The sequence below is a fragment of the Steroidobacter gossypii genome (assembly GCF_016801985.1).
In the GTDB taxonomy this organism is placed as follows: Bacteria; Pseudomonadota; Gammaproteobacteria; order Steroidobacterales; family Steroidobacteraceae; genus Steroidobacter; species Steroidobacter gossypii.
This window is the reverse complement of sequence record NZ_JAEVLS010000002.1, coordinates 1,139,433-1,161,420: the sequence shown is the minus strand read 5'-3', so window position 1 is coordinate 1,161,420 and position 21,988 is coordinate 1,139,433. Positions and strand designations below refer to the sequence as shown.

The following is a 21,988-nucleotide window of genomic DNA, read 5'->3' as shown; positions in this document are numbered from 1 at the left end:
CGGAGACTTCAGGAATGAATACCGAGCAACTGTTGCGCTATGTGGGCGAGGTTTGGGACCAGTCCATCGTGCCGACGCTGTGCGAATACATTCGGATTCCCAACAAGTCGGCGCACTTCGACAAGGAGTGGGAAAAACACGGTCACATGGACGCCGCGGCGGAGCTGATGCGCCAGTGGTGCGAGGCCAATGCGCTGCCTGGGATGAAAACCGAAATCGTGCGCCTGCCCGGCCGCACGCCGCTGCTATTCATCGATGTGCCCGCCACGGGCGATGCCGGCTCGAGCAACGATTGTGTGCTCATGTATGGCCACATGGACAAGCAGCCGGAATTTACCGGTTGGAACGAGGGCCTCGGCCCTTGGACGCCGGTGATTCGCAACGGACGCTTGTATGGTCGTGGCGGCGCTGACGACGGTTATGCAGTGTTCGGTTCACTGCTGGCGTTGAAGGCGCTCGCCGAACAGAAGATCCCTCATGCGCGCTGTGTGATCCTCATCGAGGGCAGCGAAGAAAGCGGCAGTCCGGATCTGCCGGCTTATATCGATGCGCTTGCTGCGCGCATCGGTGAGCCGTCGCTGGTGGTGTGTCTGGATGCGGAGTGCGGCAACTACGATCAGTTCTGGTGCACCACTTCGCTGCGCGGCAATCTCACTGGGACGTTGCGAGTGGATGTGTTGCGTGAAGGCGTGCACTCGGGCATGGCGAGCGGCATTGCGGCTTCGAGCATGCGAATCGCTCGTAACGTGCTCGAGCGCGTGGAAGATGCCGCAACGGGGCGGATCAAACTCGACGCCTTGCATACAAAGACTCCTGAGGACCGTGTGCAGCAGGCGAAGGCTGCGGCCGCGGCCTTGGGCGCCGAGGTCTATCGCAAGCTGCCGCTGGTGGATGGCATGCAACCCATGGACAAGGATCCCGCGGAACTGCTGCTCAATAGCACCTGGCGCCCGACCTTGTCCGTGACCGGTGTCGATGGCATTCCGAGCCTGCCCAATGCCGGCAATGTGTTGCGGCCGTATACGGCGTTCAAGCTGTCGTTTCGTCTGCCGCCGGGCGTCGATCCCGAGCGCGCTTCGCTCGCGGTCAAAGAAACATTGGAGCAGGATCCGCCGTACGGGGCGAAAGTCACATTCGAGCCCGATCCCGCGGCCGAAGGCTGGAATGCGCCCTCCACCGCGCCCTGGCTCGCTTCCGCCATGTCGGCTGCGTCCAAGAACTTCTTCGGACGTGATGCGATGTATATGGGCGTGGGTGGCACCATTCCGTTCATGGGGATGCTGAGCGCCAAGTTCCCCAAGACCCAATTTCTCGTCACCGGCGTGCTCGGCCCGCAGTCAAACGCTCACGGCCCCAACGAGTTTCTGGAGATCGAAACCGGCAAGAAGGTCACCGCCTGCGTCGCCCAGGTCGTCGCCGAGCACCATCGACGCGCGTAGTTCGTCGCGCCTGATAACGCAGCCAGTTTTTTTTTGGCGCGCTTCGCGCGCTACAGGAAAGATCAGTTGCCTGCCAGCGCCCGAGACCGCGATGGCTCGATCTTCCGCGCGCCAAGCGCGCAAAGAACCATCGATTTCACTCCTGGTCGCAGGGGGGATGTAGGGTCGGTCTACCGCGCGCGAAGCGCGCAAGAACGATCGATTTCACTCCCGATCGTCGGTGGGGATGTAGGGTCGGTCTTCCGCGCGCGAAGCGCACAAGAACGATCGATTTCACTCCCGGTCGTCGGTGGGGATGTAGGGTCGGTCTTCCGCGCGCGAAGCGCACAAGAACGATCGATTTCACTCCCGGTCGTCGGGGGGATGCAGGGTCAATCTTTCGCGCGCGAAGCGCGCAAAGAAATAAAAAACTATTTCCCCCTCCCGTTCACGGAGGGGGTCAGGGGTGGGTCTTCCGGCGTGAAGCTACGCGATCGGATTCGACTCCGCGTGCCGCTTCACATTCGCCCAAACATCACCAAATGCCGCCGTGATATTGCCTCGCGCCTTGTCCACCGGGGGAAAATCATCCGTGAGGTCATCGATTCGTAACACATTGCGCGGCTTGCCCTTCGGGAAATCGCTGCGCAAGGTAAACAGCAACCTCCCCTCCACCGGCACCTCACCGGTCAGCAGCTTCACCGCCGCCATGCGGTCATACAAAGCATGCTGGGGATTGGGAAAGGTGTAGCGCTGTTTCTTGCCGATAGCCGTCCATTCCAGCATCTGATCGCCGCCGAAGATCGCGCCCGGGCGATCCAGCAGGTCGGCGACCAGCAGCCCGCGCTGGGTGAGCAGCAGATAATGCACGTGGATCTGCCCGCCGTTGCCGTTCGGGATCAGCACGTTCTTGAGCATCTCGTACGCCACGTTGCCGATCGCCGCGTCGATGGCCTTGCGATATCGATACTGGCGGATCAGCCAATACACCCAGACGCACAGAGCCACGACTGCCGCGGCGATGGCGGCAGGGATCGCCCAGAACGGAATCTGCTCGGGAAGCTGCATGACTTATGTGTGTTGCAATTGCGTCCGTAACGCCTGCAGCGAGGGCTCCAGTTCCGTCTCCTGACGTGGCAACGATAGCAGCGTCGCGAGCGCCGGCGGCACCGGCACTTCGCGCCCGGTCTGCGGTTCGACGATATCGTTGAACTTCGCCGGATGCGCGGTGGAGACGATCACCCAATGGCCTCGCGCACCTCGTGACAACATGCGCCGATAGACCTTGGCGGCCGTGGCCGTATGCGGGCACCAGACACGATCGAGCTCGTGCGAGTCACGACGCAACGTGCCGCGGATCTCGATGTCGTCGACGCTGGAGGCGCCGACCTGGCCCTGCAGCTCTTCGAACTCCGGATGCAGCGCGCGCAGCCGCTCCATGTTGCTCGGATTGCCGACGTCCATCGCCGACGCCAGGGTCGGCACGCTGGCACGCGGCTGCCACTCGCCCGAGCGCAGGTAATCGGTCACCGTCTGATTGGCATTGGTCGCGAGCACGATCTCCCCGATGGGCAACCCGACATGGCGCGCCCACACGCAAGCCATGGCGTTGCCGAGGTTGCCGGTGGGAATGATGTAGTTCGGACGCCGCCCCAGCTGTCGCCACAGCTCCAGACTGGACTTGGCGTAGTACACCATCTGCGGCAGCAACCGGCCGATGTTGATGCTGTTCGCGGAAGACAGCTGATGCGATTCCTTGAGCGCCGGATCGAGGAACGCCTCCTTCACCATGCGCTGGCAGTCATCGAAGCTGCCCTTGACGGCGAAGGTGCGCACGTTGCCGCCCCAGCAGGACAGCTGCTGCGCCTGGCGCTCGGACACGAGGCCCTTGGGATACAGCACCGCAACTTCGACCCACGGCTTGTTGTGAAACGCCGCGGCCACCGCGCCGCCAGTGTCGCCGGAAGTCGCGACCAGAATCGTCAGCTTGCGCGGCGCGTTGCGACGGATGCGCTCCAGACAGGCCGCCAGGAAGCGGGCGCCAAAATCCTTGAACGCGCAAGTGGGGCCATGGAACAGCTCCAGCACCGATGCCGGCGCGGGCGCCTGATCCAATGGCACGAGCGGCGCCGGGAAGTTGAATGCCTCGCGGCAAATCGCCTCCAATTCGCCCGCCAGCGGATCGCCTTCAGCGAACGGCGCCAGCAGCCGTGCGCCGATCTCCGGCAATTCGGTGACGCCTTCGAACTGGCGCGTGGTGAAGTGCGGGAATTCGCCGGGCACATAGAGGCCGCCGTCGGGCGCGATGCCACGGGCGATGGCTTCGCTCAGCGAAGCCTTGTGAGATGCGTCTCGCGTACTAATGTAGTGCATGGAACGAAAGTGAGATTTGTTGGGTGTCCGCTGCTTCGGCGTTCCGTCAGTTCACTACGCTAGTCAACTATCCTGGCACCCACCGCGTCGAGCGTGGAAATCCACGCATCGCTCTGCATCTTCTGCGCGGCGAAGCCTGCGACCATCGCGTCGCGCACGGCTTCGGCGTTTTGTTGTTCGCACCACGCAAAAACGGTCGGACCGGCGCCGGAAATCGAGCAGCCCAAGGCCCCGTTGCCCAGCGCTCCCTGCTTCACCGCCGGGAAGCCCGGGATCAAGACCTGTCGCTGCGGCTCGATGATCACGTCCTCGAGCGATTCGCGAATCAGTTGCAGATCGCTGGTGAAACAGCCGGTGAGAAAGCCGGCGATGTTGGCGGTCTGCCAGATCACGTTGGACAGATCGACGGTGCGGCTCAGGATCGACCGCGCCTCGCGCGTCGAGAGCACCATGTGCGGGTGAACCAGCACGCAGCGCACCGTCGGCGGCACCGGAATCTGTTTGACGTTGGGGTTGTCGATGCCGACGGTCAGCACCAGCCCCCCGAACAAGGACGGCGCGATGTTGTCGACGTGCCGCGAGCCGCTGGCCACCTGCTCGCCCTTCAACGCGAACTGCAGCTGCTCCAGCAGCGTCAGCGGCTTCGCAAGCAGCGCATTGGCCGCCACCACGCCCGCCACTGCCGAGGCAGCGGAGCCGCCCAGGCCCGAGCCGAGCGGAATGCCTTTTTCGATCTCGAGCTCGATGCCGAAGTCCAGTTGCAGATCCCGCACCATGCTCAACACCGCCATGCCAGCGGTGTTCTTCTCGGTCTCGAGCGGCAGGTCCACCGTGGTGCCGGTGATGCGCTTGATGGTGACGCCAGGCGTCGCAACGCGACGCGCGGTCACCTTGTCCCCAATCGTCTGGAAGCTGTGACCGAGCACATCGAACCCGACCGCGACGTTACCAATGCTCGCCGGCGCGAATGCCGTCGCCGATTGCCTGCTCAAAGCCTTGCTCCAAGATACGCGCACACGCGCAACAGATCGCCGAACACGCCACCTGCGGTGACTTCGGGCCCGGCGCCGGGCCCTTGCACTACCAGTGGATTCTGGTTGTAGCGCGCGGTCAGGAAGCGAACCACGTTGTCGGTGAGGTTGATGTTCGCGAAGGTATGCGAGCGCTCCAGCTCGACCAGCCCGACCGAGGCCTTGCCCGTGGCCGCATCCAAGGAGCCCACATAGCGCAACACGCGATCGCGGCTGCGGGCCGATCTCAAACGCCCCGCCATGGTCGCATCGAATTCGGGCAAGCGATCCAGGAACTCTTCAGGCGCGCACTGGGCGAGCGCCGGCGGCACCAGGCCTTCCAGCTGCACGTCTCCAAGCTCCAGACGCAGTCCCATTTCGCGACCAAGAATGATGAGCTTGCGCGCGAAATCCAGGCCCGACAGGTCATCGCGCGGATCGGGCTCGGTGTAGCCCTTCGCCTTCGCGGTGCGCACCACGGCCGAGAACGGCTCCGAGCCGTCCCACACGTTGAACAGATACGCCAAGGTGCCGGAAAGGATGCCTTCGATGCGGTGGATCACGTCTCCGGTATCGCGCAGGTCACGCAGGGTTTGAATGACCGGCAGGCCCGCGCCCACGGTCGCTTCATACAAATAATGCGCGTTGCCCTGGCGACGAGCCTCGTGCAGGCGACCGTACAGCTCCAGCTCGGAGCTGTTGCCTTTCTTGTTCGGCGTCACGATGTGAATGCCGCTGGCCAGCCACGCAGGATAGCGCGCGGCCACCTCGGAGCTCGCCGAACAATCGATGATGATGGCGTGCGGCAGATGATCAGCCCGCACATGCTCGGCGAAGCGAGTGAGATCGGCCTCCTCGCTCTGGCCGGCGATCGCCTCGCGCCAGCGATGCAGTGGCACTTCGGTATTGGCCAGGTGCATGCGCTTGGTGGTCATGATGCCGCGTACGCGCAGATCCAGTTTCAGATCGCGCGACAGGCGCTCGACTTGCGAGGCCATCTGATCGAGCAGCACGCCGCCGACCGTGCCCGGGCCGATCAAGCCGATCGACACCGTGTGCGGCGACAGATAGAAGCTCGAATGCACGGAGCGTAGCGCGCGCGATGACTGCTTGCCGTCGATCACCGCAGATATGTTTCTTTCCGAAGCGCCCTGCGCGATGGCGCGCACGCTGACGCCCGCCGAGCCCAGCGCACCGAACACCTTGGCGGCGACGCCGTGCGAGCCGGCCATGCCATCGCCGACCACCGCGAGAATGCTGCAACCGGGATCGACTTCGACGCTCTGGATCTGCCCTTCACGCAGCTCGCGATCGAACGCCTGGCGCACCACCGTCTCGGCGCGCGACGCCTCGGCTTCCGGGATGGCAAAGCAGATGGAATGTTCCGAACTGCCTTGCGAGATCAGGATCACCGAGATGCCGTGATCGCGCAGCGCGCCGAACAAACGATGCGCCGTGCCGGGCACGCCGATCATGCCGGCGCCTTCCAGATTGATCAGCGCGATGCGATCGATGCAGGTGATGCCTTTGACGGCGAGTTGTGAACTGGGCTTTTCGCAAATCAGCGTGCCGGCCTTCTCGGGCGCGAACGTGTTGCGGATCCAGATCGGTATGCTCTTGCGGACCGCTGGCGCCATGGTCTGCGGATGGATCACCTTGGCGCCGAAATACGCCAGCTCCATGGCTTCGCTATAGGAAAGCGCGTCGATGACTTTCGCGTCCGGCACCAGGCGCGGATCGGCGCTGAGCACGCCATCGACGTCGGTCCAGATGTGAATTTCCTCCGCGTCCAGCAGCGCGCCGAAAATCGAGCCGGAGAAATCGCTGCCGTTGCGGCCGAGCGTGGTCTGCAAACCGTTGCCGTCACGCGCGACGAAGCCAGTAATGATCAGCGTCGCCGGCTCGGAGGGCTTGATGCGATCCATATTGGCCTGCGAGGCGTCCCAGCGCACCGCGGGCCCGAGCGGACCCCACTCGACCGAGACGACGTCGCGAGCATCGACCCACTGCACGTTGCCCGGGCGACGCCCGCGATGGCGCAAGTAAGCACTGAACAGGCGCGTCGACCAAATCTCGCCGTAGCCGGCGATCAGGTCACGCACGGTTTGCGAGGCGGAGCGAATCAGTTGCACGGTCTGCAGGATGCCGGCGATATCGCGGCATTCCTGTTCGAGCTTGGCCATATATTCGACGCGTGCGCCGTCCGGTAGCAGCGTGTCGGCAATGACCTGGTGACGATGGCGCAGTTGTTCGATGCGCTCGGCGAGCGTCGTCTCCTGCTTCTCGGCGGCAATGACCAGGTTCAGCAGGCCGTCGGTCACACCGCGGCAGGCCGACAGAACCACACCCAGGCGGGGATGCGGATCCTGCTCCAGGATCCGGGCCACGCGCTCCATGCAAACCGCATCGGCAACGCTCGAGCCGCCGAATTTATGTACGCGCCAGCGCTCCACTTGTCTGATCTCTTCTAGCCAGGGGATACCCGCGCACACAACCATCCCGTCTGCCTGACCGGCACAGGATCAGTCGACTGAAGGGAGCGGCGCTTGGGAAGCCGACACTCTACTGACCGCGACGAAATGGCGCAAGCTGCGGTGTCAGCGCGATTTTTTTGCGTCGAACCCCGCTTGGGAAAGGGCCTTAAGCCGACGGGTCCAGGCGCCCGAAAGCCAGCAATGTCGAGGGTTCTTCGTCGCCGGCGGCGGCCGGCAGGCCTGGCCGGGCCAGCAGCAGGGTCTCGCCCGAATCCGGCTGCACGCTGTTGGCTTGTTCGTTGATGTACATGACTCGCGCGGGACCGACCTGGATCAGGTCGCGATGCCGCAGGGCCCTGCGCAGAATACGGCGCGAATTCACCAGCAGACCGTTGGTGCTGCCCAGGTCGAGCAGCAAGTCCCGGTTGCCATCCCGCACGATCAACGCGTGATAGCGGCTGATGAACACCGAGTCGATGCGCACATCGGCTTCCTCGCCGCGCCCGACCAGCATGCGGTCGGATTTCAGCAACACTTCGCGCTCCGGCTCGCCTTGCATGGTGATGACCAGTTTGCCCTGGCTCGGGCTCGAGCCGAGCGAGGCCACTTGCTCCAGCACCGCGTTTTCCAGTCGCAAGCGCCGGCGCATCCAGCCGAGATCCTCGATAGCTTTGTCGAGCGCCGACTCGGTCACCAGCGAGGCGCCCTCTTCGCGCGCATGAACGAAAGCTCGCGTGCACAGCTTGTTGATGTTGGCCGGCACACCCAGGCTGCAGGCATGAATCTGCGGCAATAACACCGAGGGCATCAGCGCATCCGGATTCGGCGCGCCCGCGGCTCGCAGCCGATGCGCCACGTAGGCGGCGGTTTGATCCTCACTGAACGCACTCAGCGAGAAGCGGGAGACATTACCTGACATCAGCTCGACCATGCGCGGCGATTCGAGCACCAGGTTCAGGGCGGGTTGCCCAAGCAACAGCATCTTCAGCACGCGCACGCCGTCGTGCTCGATGGCTGCGAGACAGCGCAGTTCCTCCAGCACCGAAGGATGCATGCTTTGCGCATTCTCCACGATCAACAGACATAGGCGGCCCGTGCCCGCTTGATGCGCAAGAAAGCGCTCGAGCAGGCGGCGCCGATCGGTTTTGTCGTCGTCGCCGAGCGCGAAACCGAACTGACGCAGGATTTCGAGCAGAAACTCGCGTGGGCCGATGTGCTCACGCTGCACGCTCGCGACCGTCACACGCTCATCCAGATCCTTCAGCAACCGCTTGATCAGCAGGCTTTTGCCGCAGCCATGATCGGCCGTGACCACGCCCAGGCGCGATCTGGTCCACAACGAGTGGCCCATGAACTCCAGCGCGCGCAGGTGCTGGTCGCTAGGGAAGAAAAAGGCTTCATCCGCGGTATCGGCGAACGGCTCGGTCGCCAGACCGAAGCCAATGGAAATGGGCAGAACGGACAAGTCGGATGCAGTCATGTACCGGGGCTGGAAGTGTCCGTAACTCGCTGACTTAGTTAAGGTTGAGTGGCACACATCCTTGCGCGCGTCGGACTGGACAATAATCGCTGTGTGGCCGCAGTACAAGCGATCTGGAGGTCTATAGCGGGCGGCGCCTTTCCTGAAATTACTCCTGCCGCGTTGCTGCGCCGTTACCATCGGGGGTTCACATCGGTTCGTGTGGTGATGGGAGATGAGCATGCGCATCGTGATCGTGTACGGCAGCGACAAAGCGCAGGCGTGGCGTGACGCCATTGCCGCCCATTTGCGTGACGCTCAGGTCGATATCTGGCAACCCGGCTTCACGCAGCCCGCCGACTACGCGGTCGGCTGGACTCCGCCGCCACAGTTCTTCATCGATCAACCTCGCCTGCGCGCGTTCTTTTCCACCGGCGCCGGCGTGGAGCACGTGCTCAATAATCCGAATCTGCCGGCGGAGCTGCCCATCGTTCGCGTCGAGGATGCAGGCATGGGCGAGCAGATGGTGGATTACTGCCGCTACGAAGTGTTGCGCTGGATGCAGCGTCGCGACGACTACGCTGCTCAACAAGCCGCTGGGATCTGGCGCCCGCTGCCTGCGTCATCGCGCGATGAGTGGCCCATCGGTGTGTTCGGGCTCGGCGTGTTGGGGCGGCAGGTGGCCAAGGCATTTGCTGCCGACGGCTTTCCAGTGAATGGCTTCTCTCGTTCGAGCACGGTGGGCGAGCAGAACGTTCGATTGTTTTGTGAAGCGACGGGTTCTGATCGATTCGAGGCGTTCATGCGAGCGAGTCGAGTGCTCATGATCTTCGCTCCGCTCACGCCGTCGACGTTGAACAGATTCGATCGCAAGGCGCTGCGGCTGCTGCCTCAGGGCGCGTACGTGATCAACGTTGCCCGCGGGGGGTTGATGGTTGACGATGCGTTGCTGGAGTTGCTCGACAGCGGGCATCTGAGTGGGGCCGCGCTCGATGTGTTTCATCAGGAGCCCTTGCCTCGGCAGCATCGCTATTGGACCCATCCGAAGGTTCGCATCACGCCTCACACTGCAGCGGTGACGCCGATTCGGCCGGCAGCGAAGCAGATTGCGGAGAAGATTCGACAGGTCGCGAACAACCAACCCACGTCTGGCATCGTCGAGCGCAGCCGCGGCTATTGAGTACTGCCGCCGTGGAACCCACGGCGCAGCCCTCGCGTCTGGGAATATCGCCGCTCGAGGAGGCCGCTCCCATGACGCAACTACGACACGACGCCGCCTACATCCGCACGGAATCTCGCGGTGGCCGATCAATGTCACTGACTTCGTTCGACGAGCAAGTCTACGAAACGCTCTCCTCCGCTCACACCGTTACCTCCGCCGCCAAGGCCCTCGCCGGCCGCTCCTCTGATAACGTCAACTCCGCCGAAGACCTCGAGGCTCGCGTCGCGGATTCGATGCTCCGACTGCTCGAAGCCGAGCGAATCGAGTTGTCGCCGGATAGCTGAGATTGGGATGTCTGCCAGTACGAACAGAATGACGAGACAAAATCGAGCGCTGCCGCGCGATCACCGCAGCATGCCTCTGGCATCCGCGCTCACCGTACCTGCCACGCATCGGCGTCTGCCGGGAAGGGGTTTTCTCCTTCCGGCAGCGTCGAAAGAGAGGGACCTTTTCGCCGCAGTGCGCCCAGGGACGGGACCCTCGGCCGCGTTTGCGCGGACGAAGGGAGGCACGGGGCCGGAAGGAGAAAACCCCTTCCCGGCAGGCGCGAGCCACGAGGTCCTCCTCTCCATTAGCAACTCAACCTTCACCAATCCAACGAGGTTCAGATCTCATCTTCGTTCGCTTCAGCTGGTGTGTGGGCAACCCGCTCCAGCGCGGCACGCTGCTGAGAGAGGCGAATGTCACGTGGGGTGTTGGGATCCACGACATCGGGTTTGAAGGTGTGATAGCCAGCCACACCCACCGGCGTGACCAACGCGTGCGTGTTGCCGTAGCTCACGCACCCGCTCAGAGCGGCGACCAAAGAAACAACGGCGACAGTTTTGAACAAGCGTACTTTCATCACGCGGACCCTCACGGGTGACCTGACTACTAATAGAACGCATCAAGCGCACCGATGGGTGATGTAAAGTGCGGTTTTTATGCTGAATTCTGCCTGAATTGTGGGCAACGCGCCCACAAGGGACGTCGGCCTTGAGCCACAGCCCCCTTAAAGTTCCCCAGCCTTCCGCGATCGATCCAGATTTAATTGTTCCGTGTTTACACGGTGGAACTCATCGCGCTCAGCGCTGTAGTCCCAACGTTCCACGCACGCCGTACTCGCATCCGCGCGCCTGATTACATTCACTGAATTCGGATGCCTCGAACGCACGCGGCTGGATACCGACGTGCCCGCCTGCACCACCCAGCAGCGCCGATGCAAGCTCTCGAACAGCTCATGCAACGCCGCGATGTACGGCAAGTGAATGTGCCCGCCCATGATGATGTCCGCGCCCGCCGTCGACCACGCATTCACTGCCTGTCTATAGCCATGCAAGCGATTGTGAATTTCGCTGTCGCGCAGAACGTGAACTGGCTGATGAGTCACCACGATGCGGATCTGGTGATCATTCGCTCTCGCCAGACGTTTCGAGACACGCACGATCTGCTCCGGCGACACCTCGCCATCCTTGTGTCGCGCAGGACGCGTGGTGTTCACGCAGACGACCAGAAAGTCACTGCTCTCCCACTCGGGCTCGAGATCGGCGCCGAACGCGCGCACGAAGCCTGCATACGGATAAAACATTCGGGCGAACACGTTGAACAACGGGATGTCGTGATTGCCCGGAATCGCCACCACGCCTCGCGCAGGAATCTTCGTGACGAACTGCCGCGCCGCCTCGAACTGAGCCCGGCGCGCACGTTGAGTGACATCGCCTGAAAGCACGACCACGTCGGGCCGCAGTTCGCTTGCAAGACGCAGCAGCGCTGCGACGACTGGGGGCTGTTCCGTGCCAAAGTGAGTGTCCGAAAGTTGCAGCAGCACCGTCATCGTTCTGGCGCCGGCGCCAGCAACATCAGCGGTTGCGGAGCCACCCTGAACGTCAACGGCGGCTGACACCAGAAAACCTCACCGTCGACCGCCACCTTGATGCCGCGTCGGCCTGTGCGGCTCAAGACCCTCACCGTCATGGTCTCGAAGGAAAAGTCACGCACCCGCTCCTCTTCCTCCAACTGACCCAGCATGCCTCGCACCGCCAGCCACAACAGCTCGAGCGTCGAGACGGGCTTGACGATCACGCCGGCCAGACGTCCTCGATGTTTCACATCCTCGGCTTCATCCAGACCCACCAGCTCGAGTTGAAATACATTGTTGCCAACGAAGATAGACGGTGTGACCACGCGCTCCCGACCTTGCTCGTGCTCCACTTCCACGACCCACTGCCGGTGCTCGCGCATCAGCGTCCTCAATCCCGACCAGAGCGCCACGGAACGATGCCGACCGTACTGACGTTTGTATGCTTCGCGATCCTGCAACAGCTCGGGATACAGCCCCAGGCTGGCATTCACCAGGAACGCACGATCGTTGACCAGCCCGACCTGCACCGGCTTCAATCGTGCTGTCAGCAACGACTTCGCGGCTTCGGGGATGTCCAGCGGAATGCCGTGCGCGCGGCTCGAGTAGTTGAACGTGCCCTGCGGGATGATGCCGAACGGCCGACGACTCGGCAGCGCGGCTTGCACGACTGCATTGATGGTGCCGTCGCCGCCCGCCACGACAACCGCGCCCCCGCTGCGCTGTGCCGCCTCCACTGCCTTTGTGGCCACCGCCCCGAGTTGCTCCGGGTTCTCAATCAGAATGAATTCGTGGGGGCGCCCGGCGGCCTGGAACACGGCCTCGATCTGCTGCCGGGCTTCGTGTGCATCCTTGGAGCCGGAGCCTGCGTTGCTCACGATGTGAAACGGCGCGTCCGGAGACAAAACATCCATGAGGGCTGGGTCACGTGGCCGGGACGCCGGTTCAATGCGCGATCAGCCCGGTAAGTTCAAGTAGTAGGCCCAAGTTGCAGGCTCGCACAGGAAAGTTCCCGTCGTCTGTCGGAACCGGCGGCGCTTCCGCGTCTTGACTGAACAGGCCAGAATGCATCTCGAATGAAACGCACCTCCGACAGATCGCTCGCCAAGCCGCTCGAGAAGTACGGGCAGAAGCGCTCCTTCACCCGGACGCCCGAGCCCGAGCCCGCCGTGCCGGCGCAGCGACGCGGACCGCTGCTGTTCATCGTGCAAAAGCACGCTGCGCGACGCCTGCACTACGACTTCCGGCTGGAGCTGGACGGCGTGCTCAAGTCCTGGGCCATCCCCAAAGGACCCTCGCTGCAGGCCGGCGAGCGCCGGCTGGCGGTCGAGGTCGAGGACCATCCCTACGACTACGCCTCGTTCGAAGGCGTGATCCCCGAAAAGAACTATGGCGCCGGCAACGTGATCGTCTGGGACTGTGGCGTGTACTCGCCGGATGAAGGCGGCGAGTATTCATTCGATGATCGCGCCGAGGCCGAAGAACGTCTGCGTCGTGAGCTCAAGCAAGGCAAACTCAGCATCTTTCTCCGCGGCATCAAGCTCAAAGGCTCGTTCGCACTGGTGCGCACCAGCACCGACAACCAGTGGCTGCTGATCAAGCACAAAGATCGCTTCGTTGGCGGCGACGATCTGCTGGCGCACAACACCTCGGTGCTCACTGGCGATACGTTGGATGATGTGGCCGAGAGCGATAATCGCGAACGGCTGGCGGCCATGGAGCTGGCGCCCGCTGGGCCGAATGAGAGGCTCCCCAACGAGCTCGCGCCCATGCTGGCCGAACCCGGCCAGAATCTCGAATCCGACCCGCGCTGGAGCTTCGAGCCCAAGCTCGACGGCTATCGCATCATCGCGTTCATCGACGGCGAATCGGTGTACCTGCAGTCGCGACGCGGCCAGGACTACACGAAGTTATTTCCCGAGGTGGTGGCGGAACTCAAAGCGCAATGCATCGGCTCGATGATTCTGGACGGCGAGATCGTCGCCCTGGACGCGGACGGTCGGCCGTCCTTCAATGCCATGCAGAATCGCGCTCAGGTCAAGAGCCCGAAGGAGCTGGCCGAGGCGCAACGTCAATCGCCGGTGATCTATATTTGTTTCGACCTGCTGCATTTCGCCGGTATCAATCTGCGCGGCGCCACCTATGAGCAACGGCGGCGCTACCTTTCGCAATGTTTGCTGACCGGCCCCCACCTGCAGCTGATCCATTCCTCGGACGACGCCGAGCAATTGCACGAGGCCTCGTTGGCTGCCGGATTTGAAGGCACCGTGGCCAAACGCAAGGACAGCGTTTATCAAGCCGGCCGACGCTCGCCGCACTGGCTGAAATACAAGTCCGTCACGACCACCGAGTTCGTAGTCGGCGGTTTCACCAAAGGCAAAGGTCGCCGCGTCGCGCTGGGTGCGCTGGTGCTCGGCTTCTGGAACAAGGATCGACTGCAGTACGTGGGCCACGTTGGCTCGGGCTTCAATGAAGCAAGCTTGAACGATGTGTATCGCAAGCTCACGGCGCTGGTCTCAAAGACCAATCCGTTCTCCACCAAGCCGCCGCTCAATGGCCCCGCGACGTGGCTCGAGCCCAAGCTGGTCGCCGAAGTCAGCTTCGAGGCCTGGACCGAAGAAGGTTATCTGCGTGCGCCGGTATTCCTGCGTTTGCGCGATGACATCGATCCCGAGAGTGTCACCAACGGCCCGACGAAGAAGAAGGCGCGCGCCAAGGCCACGCCGAAGAATGACATCCAATCGGTGCTCGAGCAGCTGGAAACGAAATCCAACCGGCTGGACCTCAGCGTCAGTCACGGCACTGGCACGACCAGGATCAAGCTCACCAACCTGGATCGCGAATATTGGCCGGCGGATCCCGAGGCGCGCACGCCCGCCGTCACCAAACGCGAGTATCTTCGTTACCTCGCAGGCATCTCGCCGTACATGCTGCCGCACCTACGCGATCGGCCGCTTACGCTGATTCGCATGCCCGAAGGCATCGGCGGCGAACGTTTCTTCCAGAAACATTGGGATCAGGAGCGTCCCGAGTTCGTCGACGTCGTCACCACGTTCTCCGAGCACGTCGGCGGCGCGCACGACTACATCCTGGCGCACAACCTGCCCACCTTGCTGTGGCTGGGACAGCTCGGGACGTTGGAATTCCATGTCTGGCACTCGCGCGCGCAAGTGGCCAGGGATTCGATTAGCAAAAGCGAGGACTATTCGAGCTCGCTCGAGGCCATGCAAGCCTCAGTGCTGAACTACCCCGACTATCTGGTGTTCGACATCGATCCCTATATCTATTCGGGGCTGGAAGCCAAGGGCGCGGAGCCCGAGTACAACAAGAAAGGCTTTGCGATGGGCAAGCGCGTGGCGTTCTGGATCAACGACCTGCTCAAGCAGATGTCGTTGCGTGCGGTGGTGAAGACCTCCGGCAAGACCGGCCTGCATGTGTTCGTGCCGATCGAGCGCACCGTGACGTTCGATGAGGCGCGCAGCATCTGTGAGATGGTTGGGCGCCACATTCTGCAGCAGCATCCCCGCGATGTGACCATGGAATGGGCCACACAGAAACGCACCGGAAAAATTTTCATCGACTACAACATGAACGTGCGTGGTAAGACGCTGAACGTGGCCTACTCGCCTCGGGGGGTACCGGGGGCGCCGGTGTCCATGCCGCTCACCTGGGAGGAGCTGGAAGCCGCCGAGCCGGGCCATTTCACGTTGCGAAATGTGCTGGCGCGCTTGGAAAAGACCGGAGACCGGTGGCATGATGTTCTCTCGGCGAAACAGAGCCTTGCGAAAGCCTTCGGAAGTAAAGGCCGAAACTGAACATCGGTCCCGTGAACATCGCCCCCCTGAACATCGAACTCAGGCCGCACCGGTAGAAAAGGTACCCCTCATGGCCATGCGCTCCATCGGTTCTTTGACGATTTCGTTCGGACTGGTCGCGATTCCGGTCAAGCTTTACACCGCGACCCAGACGGCGAACTCCATTTCGTTCAACCTGTTACACAAGGGTTGTGGGTCGCGCCTGAAGCAGCAGTACATCTGTCTGAAAGACGGCCAGGTGGTCGAGCGCGACGACATGGTGAAGGGCTACGAGTTCGCCAAGGACCAGTACGTCCAGTTCAGCAACGAAGAAATCAAAGCCATGGAAGAAATCGGCACCCACTCGATCGACATCGCCGAGTTCGTGCCCATCGAATCCATCGATCCGGTGTATTTCGACAAGACCTACTATCTCGCGCCCGACAAAGGCGGCGCCAAACCCTACGGCTTGTTGAACGAAGCGTTGAAGGACACAAAACGTTGTGCCGTCGCGCGTTGGGCCGCACGCGGCAAGTCATACCTGGTGGCGCTCCGCCCGGTCGGCGATGTGCTCACCATGCAACAGCTGCACTTCGCCACCGAAGTGCGCTCCGCCACCGAAGTGGACGTCGCCAAGCCCGACGTGAAAGCGCAGGAACTGAAGCTGGCCAAGCAATTGATCGAACAGCAGACCGCCGACAGCTTCGATCCCACCGCGTACGTCGACGATGTGCGCGCCCGCGTCGAGGCGGCGATTCAGAAAAAGGTCGAAGGCCAGGAGATTTCCGTGGCCGAAGGCCCGGTGGAGACCGGTGGCAAGGTCATCGACCTGATGGAAGCGTTACGGGCCAGTCTCACCAAGACCGAGACCGCCAAGGCCAATGTCGCCAAACTCGGACCACGGAAGGCGCCCAAGAGAGTCGAACAGGCGGAGAAGCCTGCTCGCAAAGCCAGCAAGCGCTGAGGGCTGAGGTGGCCAGCGCGGCCGGTCGTCCGTAACGGGACGTCCACTTGCCGCAGCCACCGCCTTCGCTCGCTCTGCCGTGCAGACATTCAGCGTTCAAGACGTAGAACGGGTGTTGCGCCTGTCGCGCAGTACCATTCGTGGCCTGATCAAAACCGGCTTCGTGCAGCCCTCGCGCGGACCGAAGCGACAGCTGCAGTTCTCTTTCCAGGATCTCATCGTGCTGCGCGCCGCTCGTGCGCTGCTGGAAGCCAAGATCTCACGACGGCGCATCAATCGCTCGCTGGAGGATCTGCGTCGTCGCCTGCCCGAGCAGATGCCGCTGTCGGGTCTGAGCATCAGCGCCATCGGCGATCGCGTCGTGGTTCGCGACGGCAAGAATCATTTCCAGGTCGACGATGGTCAGTACGTGCTCGGCCTGGATGTGAGCGTCGAGAACGGCGTCATCCGCGTGGTCGAGCACAAGGAAGCACCCGCGCCCGCCGCGCCATCTGCTGAAACCGCGGATGATTGGTTCGACAAAGGGCTGCGTCTCGAAGATGCGGACGCCAAAGCCGCGCAGGCTGCATATGAGCGTGCCGTGGAGCTCGAACCGGACTGCGTCGCAGCCTGGATCAATCTCGGCCGGCTGCACCACGCGCGGCATGACGAAAAGAAAGCAGAGATCGTATATCGCCGCGGCATCCAGGAATGCGGGCCCAATCCCACGCTGATGTTCAATCTGGGCGTGGTGCTCGAAGATCTCGGCCGTATCGACGATGCCATCGAGGCGTATCAGGCCGCGCTCAGCGAAGATCCGAATATGGCGGACGGACACTTCAATCTGGCGCGCCTGTATGAAGCGCAGGGCAAGGAGCAGCACGCCATTCGGCACCTGGGCCAGTACCGCCGCCTGATGAGCTCATCCGAGAGCCGCTAACGACGCTCATCCTCTGAGCTGCGGCAACACCTTCGCGGCGAATGTTTCGATGAACGTCTGCTGATTCAAGTCGACCTGATGCAAATACACCGTGTCGACGCCGAGTTCGGCGTACTCCTGCAGCCAGGCTGCGTGCTGCGAGAGGTCCGATGACACCAGCACGCTGTCGCGCACGTCTTCGGGCCTCACGAAGCGCGTGGCGGTCTCGAAATCTTCCGGCGAACGCAGCTCCCAACCGATGTCGCCGCCGAGCGTGACGAACCGCCAGTGATCGAATGCGCCCTGCAACGCTTCGGACTCGGTGCGCGCCCAGTTCAACGCCACCTGTACATAGATCGGCTTGCCTTCACCGCCGCCGCGGCGATACGCCTGAATCACGTTCTTCACGTTGTCGGGTTTGCCTGCGACCGTAAGCAAGCCGTCGCTCCAGGCCCCGATGAACTCAGCCGTCGATTCGGTGACGGCGGCGGCCAACAAAGGCGGTGGCGTGTGCGGTCGAGAATACAATTCGGCATCCACCACCGTGACCGTTCCCCGGTGCGTCACTCGTTCGCCGGCGAACATTGCGCGAAGGATGCCGGCGCATTCCTTCATCTTTGCATTGCGCTCGGGTTTGGAGGGCCACGCCAATCCCGTGATGTCTTCGTTGATCCGCTCGCCGCTGCCGAGCGCCAGCCAGAATCGGTCAGGGAACATTTCCGCCAGCGTAGCGGCTGCCTGCGCCATCACCGCCGGGTGATAGCGATAGCCCGCTGCGGCGATCATGCCGATGGGGAATCGAGTGCTCGCCAGTGCCGCCCCGACCCATGACCAGGAATGTCCCGAATGCCCCTGCGAGCGGCTCCACGGCTTGAAGTGATCCGACGACATGGCGCAATCGAAGCCCGCCTGTTCGGCGGCGATGGTGTACTTCAGCAGCTGCGAAGGAGCGAACTGCTCGTGCGAGGCATGAAAACCGATACGCATGTGGAACCTCGCCCAGTAATCTGATCAGTGACTCTCGTCGGGCGCAGCCGGTTCCCGCCGTAGCGCGTAGTTGAGGCCGCCCACGCGGAACCATTTGTAACCGAACGCCGTGAGCGCGATGTCGTGATGTCCCTTGCGATTCGCCTTACTGTCATCCGTGTCCAACAAACTCACGAGTCGCTCGCACCCCTCGCCCTCCATCACCAGTCGCACCTGTTGCGGCTGTCGATTGAAGTTGTGGAGCACCACCACCTGATTGCCGCGCCACGAGTAACACATGGCGAGCACCCCGGGGACCCCGGTGTGCAGCAACGCCCATTCGCCCCAGCCGATCTCGGGACATTCCTTGCGCACCCGGATCATTTTGATCATCCAGTTCAACAACGATCCCGGATCGCGTCGTTGCGCGTCGACGTTGATGCTTTGGTAGCCATACGGCCCTTCCGAGATCACCGGATGAACGGTCTTGCGGGCCGTCGAAAAACCGCCGTTACGCTCGCTCGACCACTGCATCGGAGTGCGCACGGCGTCGCGCTCCTTGAGCGACAAGTCCTCGCCCATGCCGATCTCGTCGCCATAGCGCATCACCGGCGAACCGGGCAGCCCGAACAGCATGCTGTTGGCAAGCTCCAGGTGCCGCCGATCGCCCAGCATCGACGCGAGTCTGCGCCGGATGCCGCGGTGATACAGCTGCATGCCGGGCTCGGGACCGAAACGCTTGAAAACCTTGTCGCGGCGCTGCTTGGGCAGCCGGTCGATGTCCAGCTCGTCGTGATTGCGTAGAAACATCGCCCACTGGGTGGCATCGGGAATCTGGCGCGTGGCCTCGAGCGCATCTTCCAGCGGCTTGGTGTCGCCCGAGGCGAGCGCATAGAACAGGTGCTGATTCACCCAGAAGTTGAACATCATGTTCAAACCGTCGCGGCCGTCGCCGAAATAGCGCCGTGTATCTTTCGGCGCGACGTTGGCCTCGCCGAGCAGCGCTGCATGGCCGGCGCGCCATTGCAGGAACTGACGCATCTCCGCCAGGTACTCGAAGTTCAACTCGCCCTTGGGCTCCTGCGAAGGCTCGAGAATGAAAGGCACCGCATCGACTCTGAATCCATCGACGCCAAGCTGCAGCCAGTACCCCATGATGCGTCGAATCTCGGCGCGCACATGGGGATTGTCCATGTTGAGATCGGGCTGGAACTCGTAGAACCGATGATGGTAGTACGCCTTGGCCTTGGGATGGCGCGTCCACACCGCCTTCTGCACGCCCGGAAAGACCATGCCTTTGTTCCAGCCGCTCGGCCGCTTCTTGGACCAGAGGTACCAGTCTCGATACTCGGACTGCGGATCGCGACATGCCTGCTTGAACCAGGGATGCTGGTCGGAGGTGTGATTGACGACCAGATCCAGAATGATGCGCATGCCGCGCTTGCGGGCGTGATTCATGAATTCGACGAAGTCGCCGCTCGAGCCGTAGCGGCGATCGACGCCGTAGTAGTCGGTGATGTCATAGCCGTTGTCACGATTCGGCGAAGGCTGAAACGGCGCCAGCCACAGCACGTCGACGCCGAGCGAGTGGAGATAGTCCAGGCGATTGATCAGCCCGGGCAAATCGCCCACGCCGTCGCCGTTGCCGTCCATGAACGTGTCCAGATCCAGACTGTAGATGATGGAATTCTTGTACCAGAGGTCTTCGATCATGGCGGCTTCCGATGGTGCTCAGCCCGGATAGGCGAGCGTGGTGGCGATTGCATTGGCGGCCTGACTGGTGTCACGCCGCGTGAATTGCACGACAACGGGATGATCCGCCACGACCAGCACCGCATAAGGCGTGTCGAGCGGCAGCGCCTGCGGATCGATCAGATCGTTGAACCGCACGTGACGCACGCGCTGGGCGGCAACCTTCAACGGATATGGTCCGACCGGCTCGTGATCTTCGTAGTAGATGGTCAGCTGCAGATGGGCATCGAGATGCCCGGCGTTCAGCACACAGAGCTCATCGCGACTGGTGTCGCGCGGCTCGGCGCCGGAGCTGAGCAACGGCATGTGACCGCCTGGAATCGCCCATACTTTGGCGCCGATGGTTTTCAGCACATTCACTCCTCGCCCAACAGCCGGGCCATGGGCTCGGACAGGAACACACCGTCAGGATCCAGCTGGCGCCGCAACGTCATGAAATCGTCCCAGCGCGGATACAGCATCGCGAGCTGCTCGGCGCGCAGCGAATGTTTCTTTCCCCAGTGCGGACGGCCGTCGAAGGCGCGCAGGATGAACTCGATATCCTCGAAATATTCCTGGTACGGCAGACTGGCGTTCTGGTGCACGGAGATCGCCACCGAGTCGCGCCCGTGCACCGGACTCAGGAAGGCGTCGTCCCTGGCGATCAATCGATACAACACGCGCCAGCCGACGTGCTTTCGATGGCGCTGCAGGATCCGTTGCCGCACCTCGCGGAAACATTCCGGGCCCGCCTCCGCCGGCACGAAATATTCGAGCTCTTCGAACTTCAACTCACGCTCGCGCGCAATGACCTCGTGGCTGAAGCCCTCCTGGTCCTTGATACAGCGCGCAAACGGCAGCGCGGGCGGCGGGGTCTCGGGCGGATTGAGCGTACGAATCTTCACTTCATCTCGACGGGGATACCAGTAGAAGTCGAAGTTACGATGCGCATCCGCCAGCTGGTCCAGATGCTCCAGACAATCCTCGGTGCGCGAGCAATATTCACGACGCCTGAGACGATACGTGGGTTCGAGCTGCAGACGCACGGCGGTGAAAATTCCCAACAGCCCCATGGACACGCGCACGGCATTGATCAGATCGGGCTGCTGCTCGCTGGACCATTCGACGATTTCCGCCTGACCGGTAATGGCGCGGACGCCGACCAGAGTGGCGGAGATGTTCTGAAGCTTCCGGCCCGAGCCGTGCGTGCCTGTGGCGATGACGCCCGCGATGGTTTGCGTATCGACATCGCCGAGGTTCTGCATGCCCAGCCCGACGCCATGCAGGATCTGTCCGAGATCGTGGAGCACCGTGCCTGCGCCGACCGTCGCCTGATGATGCTGCAGGTCGTAGTCGATCAGCCCTCGGTGATCGCGCATCGACATCAGTATGTCGGGTGTCTGCACCAGCGGCGATGAAGAGTGCCCGGAGCCGGCCACTCTGACCGTACGGCCGCGCGCCGCCGCGTCGCGCACATAGACGCAAACGGCCTGCTCAGTCGACGGCCACACCTGCGAACGTGGCGTAAAGCGCAGGCTGCCCGACCAGTTGATGAATTCGTCCGCGGAATGGGTGCGCAAGATCTTCACGTACGACTGCATGCCCCGGTAGCAAACTCACCGGCGTCACGCAGTAGAACGGGAGCGCCAAGCCGTAGGTTCCTGGCCGACGTGATAAGCCACTACCGCGGCGAACCATCCAAAACGAATCCGTCACGGAACCTTGCGGCGCTCCCAGGCGTCACACGCATCGGAAGCAGCTAAGTTATCGGTGGAATGAACCAGGGCAATCGTGCTCTAACATCAGGAACCGGAAACCGAGGCTCTTCCATCGCTGCAGTCT

General features: G+C 62.6%; 18 protein-coding genes. 6 read left to right on the top strand and 12 right to left on the bottom strand.

Translation table 11 applies throughout. From position 1 onward, the window contains the following. The first annotated feature begins 14 nt into the window (after window positions 1-14). The gene (locus JM946_RS12200; protein WP_203167557.1) at window positions 15-1,439 is read left to right on the top strand and encodes a M20 family metallopeptidase; all 1,425 of its coding nucleotides are present in this window, start codon (window positions 15-17) and stop codon (window positions 1,437-1,439) included. 465 nt (window positions 1,440-1,904) lie between these two features. On the opposite strand, the gene JM946_RS12195 is transcribed toward JM946_RS12200, so the two are convergent. The 5 genes from JM946_RS12195 to JM946_RS12175 form a co-directional block, all read right to left on the bottom strand. Then, window positions 1,905-2,486, bottom strand: a complete 582-nt coding sequence (locus JM946_RS12195) for an NERD domain-containing protein (protein ID WP_203167556.1) — start codon at window positions 2,484-2,486, stop codon at window positions 1,905-1,907. Window positions 2,487-2,489: 3 nt separating this feature from the next. Further along, window positions 2,490-3,791: a threonine synthase gene (gene thrC / locus JM946_RS12190; RefSeq protein ID WP_203167555.1), complete on the bottom strand. Its 1,302-nt coding sequence runs from the start codon at window positions 3,789-3,791 to the stop codon at window positions 2,490-2,492. Window positions 3,792-3,850: 59 nt separating this feature from the next. Beyond that, on the bottom strand, window positions 3,851-4,783 hold the full coding sequence (locus JM946_RS12185; RefSeq protein ID WP_203167554.1) for a homoserine kinase: 933 nt from the start codon (window positions 4,781-4,783) through the stop codon (window positions 3,851-3,853). Next, window positions 4,780-7,254 (bottom strand): bifunctional aspartate kinase/homoserine dehydrogenase I, encoded by a 2,475-nt coding sequence (gene thrA, locus JM946_RS12180; protein ID WP_203167553.1) that lies wholly within the window; start codon window positions 7,252-7,254, stop codon window positions 4,780-4,782. Before thrA ends, JM946_RS12185 begins: the two co-directional genes overlap by 4 nt. 187 nt (window positions 7,255-7,441) lie before the next feature. After that, complete coding sequence (locus JM946_RS12175; protein WP_203167552.1) at window positions 7,442-8,755, bottom strand: AAA family ATPase; 1,314 nt, start codon at window positions 8,753-8,755, stop codon at window positions 7,442-7,444. A gap of 220 nt (window positions 8,756-8,975) precedes the next feature. On the opposite strand from JM946_RS12175, the gene JM946_RS12170 reads away from it, so the two are divergent. Both JM946_RS12170 and JM946_RS12165 read left to right on the top strand, forming a co-directional pair. Further along, window positions 8,976-9,914: a 2-hydroxyacid dehydrogenase gene (locus tag JM946_RS12170; protein ID WP_203167551.1), complete on the top strand. Its 939-nt coding sequence runs from the start codon at window positions 8,976-8,978 to the stop codon at window positions 9,912-9,914. 71 nt (window positions 9,915-9,985) lie between these two features. Then, window positions 9,986-10,240, top strand: coding sequence for a hypothetical protein (locus JM946_RS12165; protein WP_203167550.1), 255 nt, complete (start codon window positions 9,986-9,988; stop codon window positions 10,238-10,240). Window positions 10,241-10,560: 320 nt separating this feature from the next. Here JM946_RS12165 and JM946_RS12160 read toward each other — a convergent pair whose 3' ends face one another. From JM946_RS12160 to JM946_RS12150, 3 genes are all read right to left on the bottom strand, one after another. Continuing rightward, window positions 10,561-10,803, bottom strand: coding sequence for a hypothetical protein (locus tag JM946_RS12160; RefSeq protein ID WP_218042768.1), 243 nt, complete (start codon window positions 10,801-10,803; stop codon window positions 10,561-10,563). A 144-nt stretch (window positions 10,804-10,947) separates the two neighbouring features. Beyond that, window positions 10,948-11,769, bottom strand: a complete 822-nt coding sequence (locus JM946_RS12155; protein ID WP_203167548.1) for a metallophosphoesterase family protein — start codon at window positions 11,767-11,769, stop codon at window positions 10,948-10,950. Continuing rightward, complete coding sequence (locus JM946_RS12150) at window positions 11,766-12,707, bottom strand: diacylglycerol/lipid kinase family protein (protein WP_203167547.1); 942 nt, start codon at window positions 12,705-12,707, stop codon at window positions 11,766-11,768. The genes JM946_RS12155 and JM946_RS12150 overlap by 4 nt, the downstream gene beginning before the upstream one ends. 162 nt (window positions 12,708-12,869) lie before the next feature. Here JM946_RS12150 and ligD point away from each other — a divergent pair, with 162 nt between their 5' ends. The 3 genes from ligD (at window position 12,870) to JM946_RS12135 (ending at window position 17,470) form a co-directional block, all read left to right on the top strand. Beyond that, window positions 12,870-15,608 (top strand): non-homologous end-joining DNA ligase, encoded by a 2,739-nt coding sequence (ligD, locus tag JM946_RS12145; protein ID WP_203167546.1) that lies wholly within the window; start codon window positions 12,870-12,872, stop codon window positions 15,606-15,608. A gap of 70 nt (window positions 15,609-15,678) precedes the next feature. After that, window positions 15,679-16,551: a non-homologous end joining protein Ku gene (gene ku, locus JM946_RS12140; protein WP_203167545.1), complete on the top strand. Its 873-nt coding sequence runs from the start codon at window positions 15,679-15,681 to the stop codon at window positions 16,549-16,551. Between the two features lie 79 nt (window positions 16,552-16,630). Then, window positions 16,631-17,470 carry a tetratricopeptide repeat protein gene (locus JM946_RS12135; RefSeq protein ID WP_203167544.1) on the top strand — a complete coding sequence of 280 codons (840 nt, stop codon included), beginning with the start codon at window positions 16,631-16,633 and terminating at the stop codon, window positions 17,468-17,470. Window positions 17,471-17,476: 6 nt separating this feature from the next. Here JM946_RS12135 and JM946_RS12130 read toward each other — a convergent pair whose 3' ends face one another. The 4 genes from JM946_RS12130 to JM946_RS12115 are packed head-to-tail and all read right to left on the bottom strand — an operon-like array spanning window position 17,477 to window position 21,735. Further along, window positions 17,477-18,436 (bottom strand): TIGR03885 family FMN-dependent LLM class oxidoreductase, encoded by a 960-nt coding sequence (locus JM946_RS12130; RefSeq protein ID WP_203167543.1) that lies wholly within the window; start codon window positions 18,434-18,436, stop codon window positions 17,477-17,479. 24 nt (window positions 18,437-18,460) lie between these two features. Next, window positions 18,461-20,128: an alpha-amylase family protein gene (locus JM946_RS12125; protein ID WP_203167542.1), complete on the bottom strand. Its 1,668-nt coding sequence runs from the start codon at window positions 20,126-20,128 to the stop codon at window positions 18,461-18,463. 18 nt (window positions 20,129-20,146) lie between these two features. Next, the gene (locus JM946_RS12120) at window positions 20,147-20,521 is read right to left on the bottom strand and encodes a sensory rhodopsin transducer (protein WP_203167541.1); all 375 of its coding nucleotides are present in this window, start codon (window positions 20,519-20,521) and stop codon (window positions 20,147-20,149) included. A 2-nt stretch (window positions 20,522-20,523) separates the two neighbouring features. Then, on the bottom strand, window positions 20,524-21,735 hold the full coding sequence (locus JM946_RS12115) for a D-arabinono-1,4-lactone oxidase (protein WP_203167540.1): 1,212 nt from the start codon (window positions 21,733-21,735) through the stop codon (window positions 20,524-20,526). Between the last annotated feature and the right edge of the window lie 253 nt (window positions 21,736-21,988).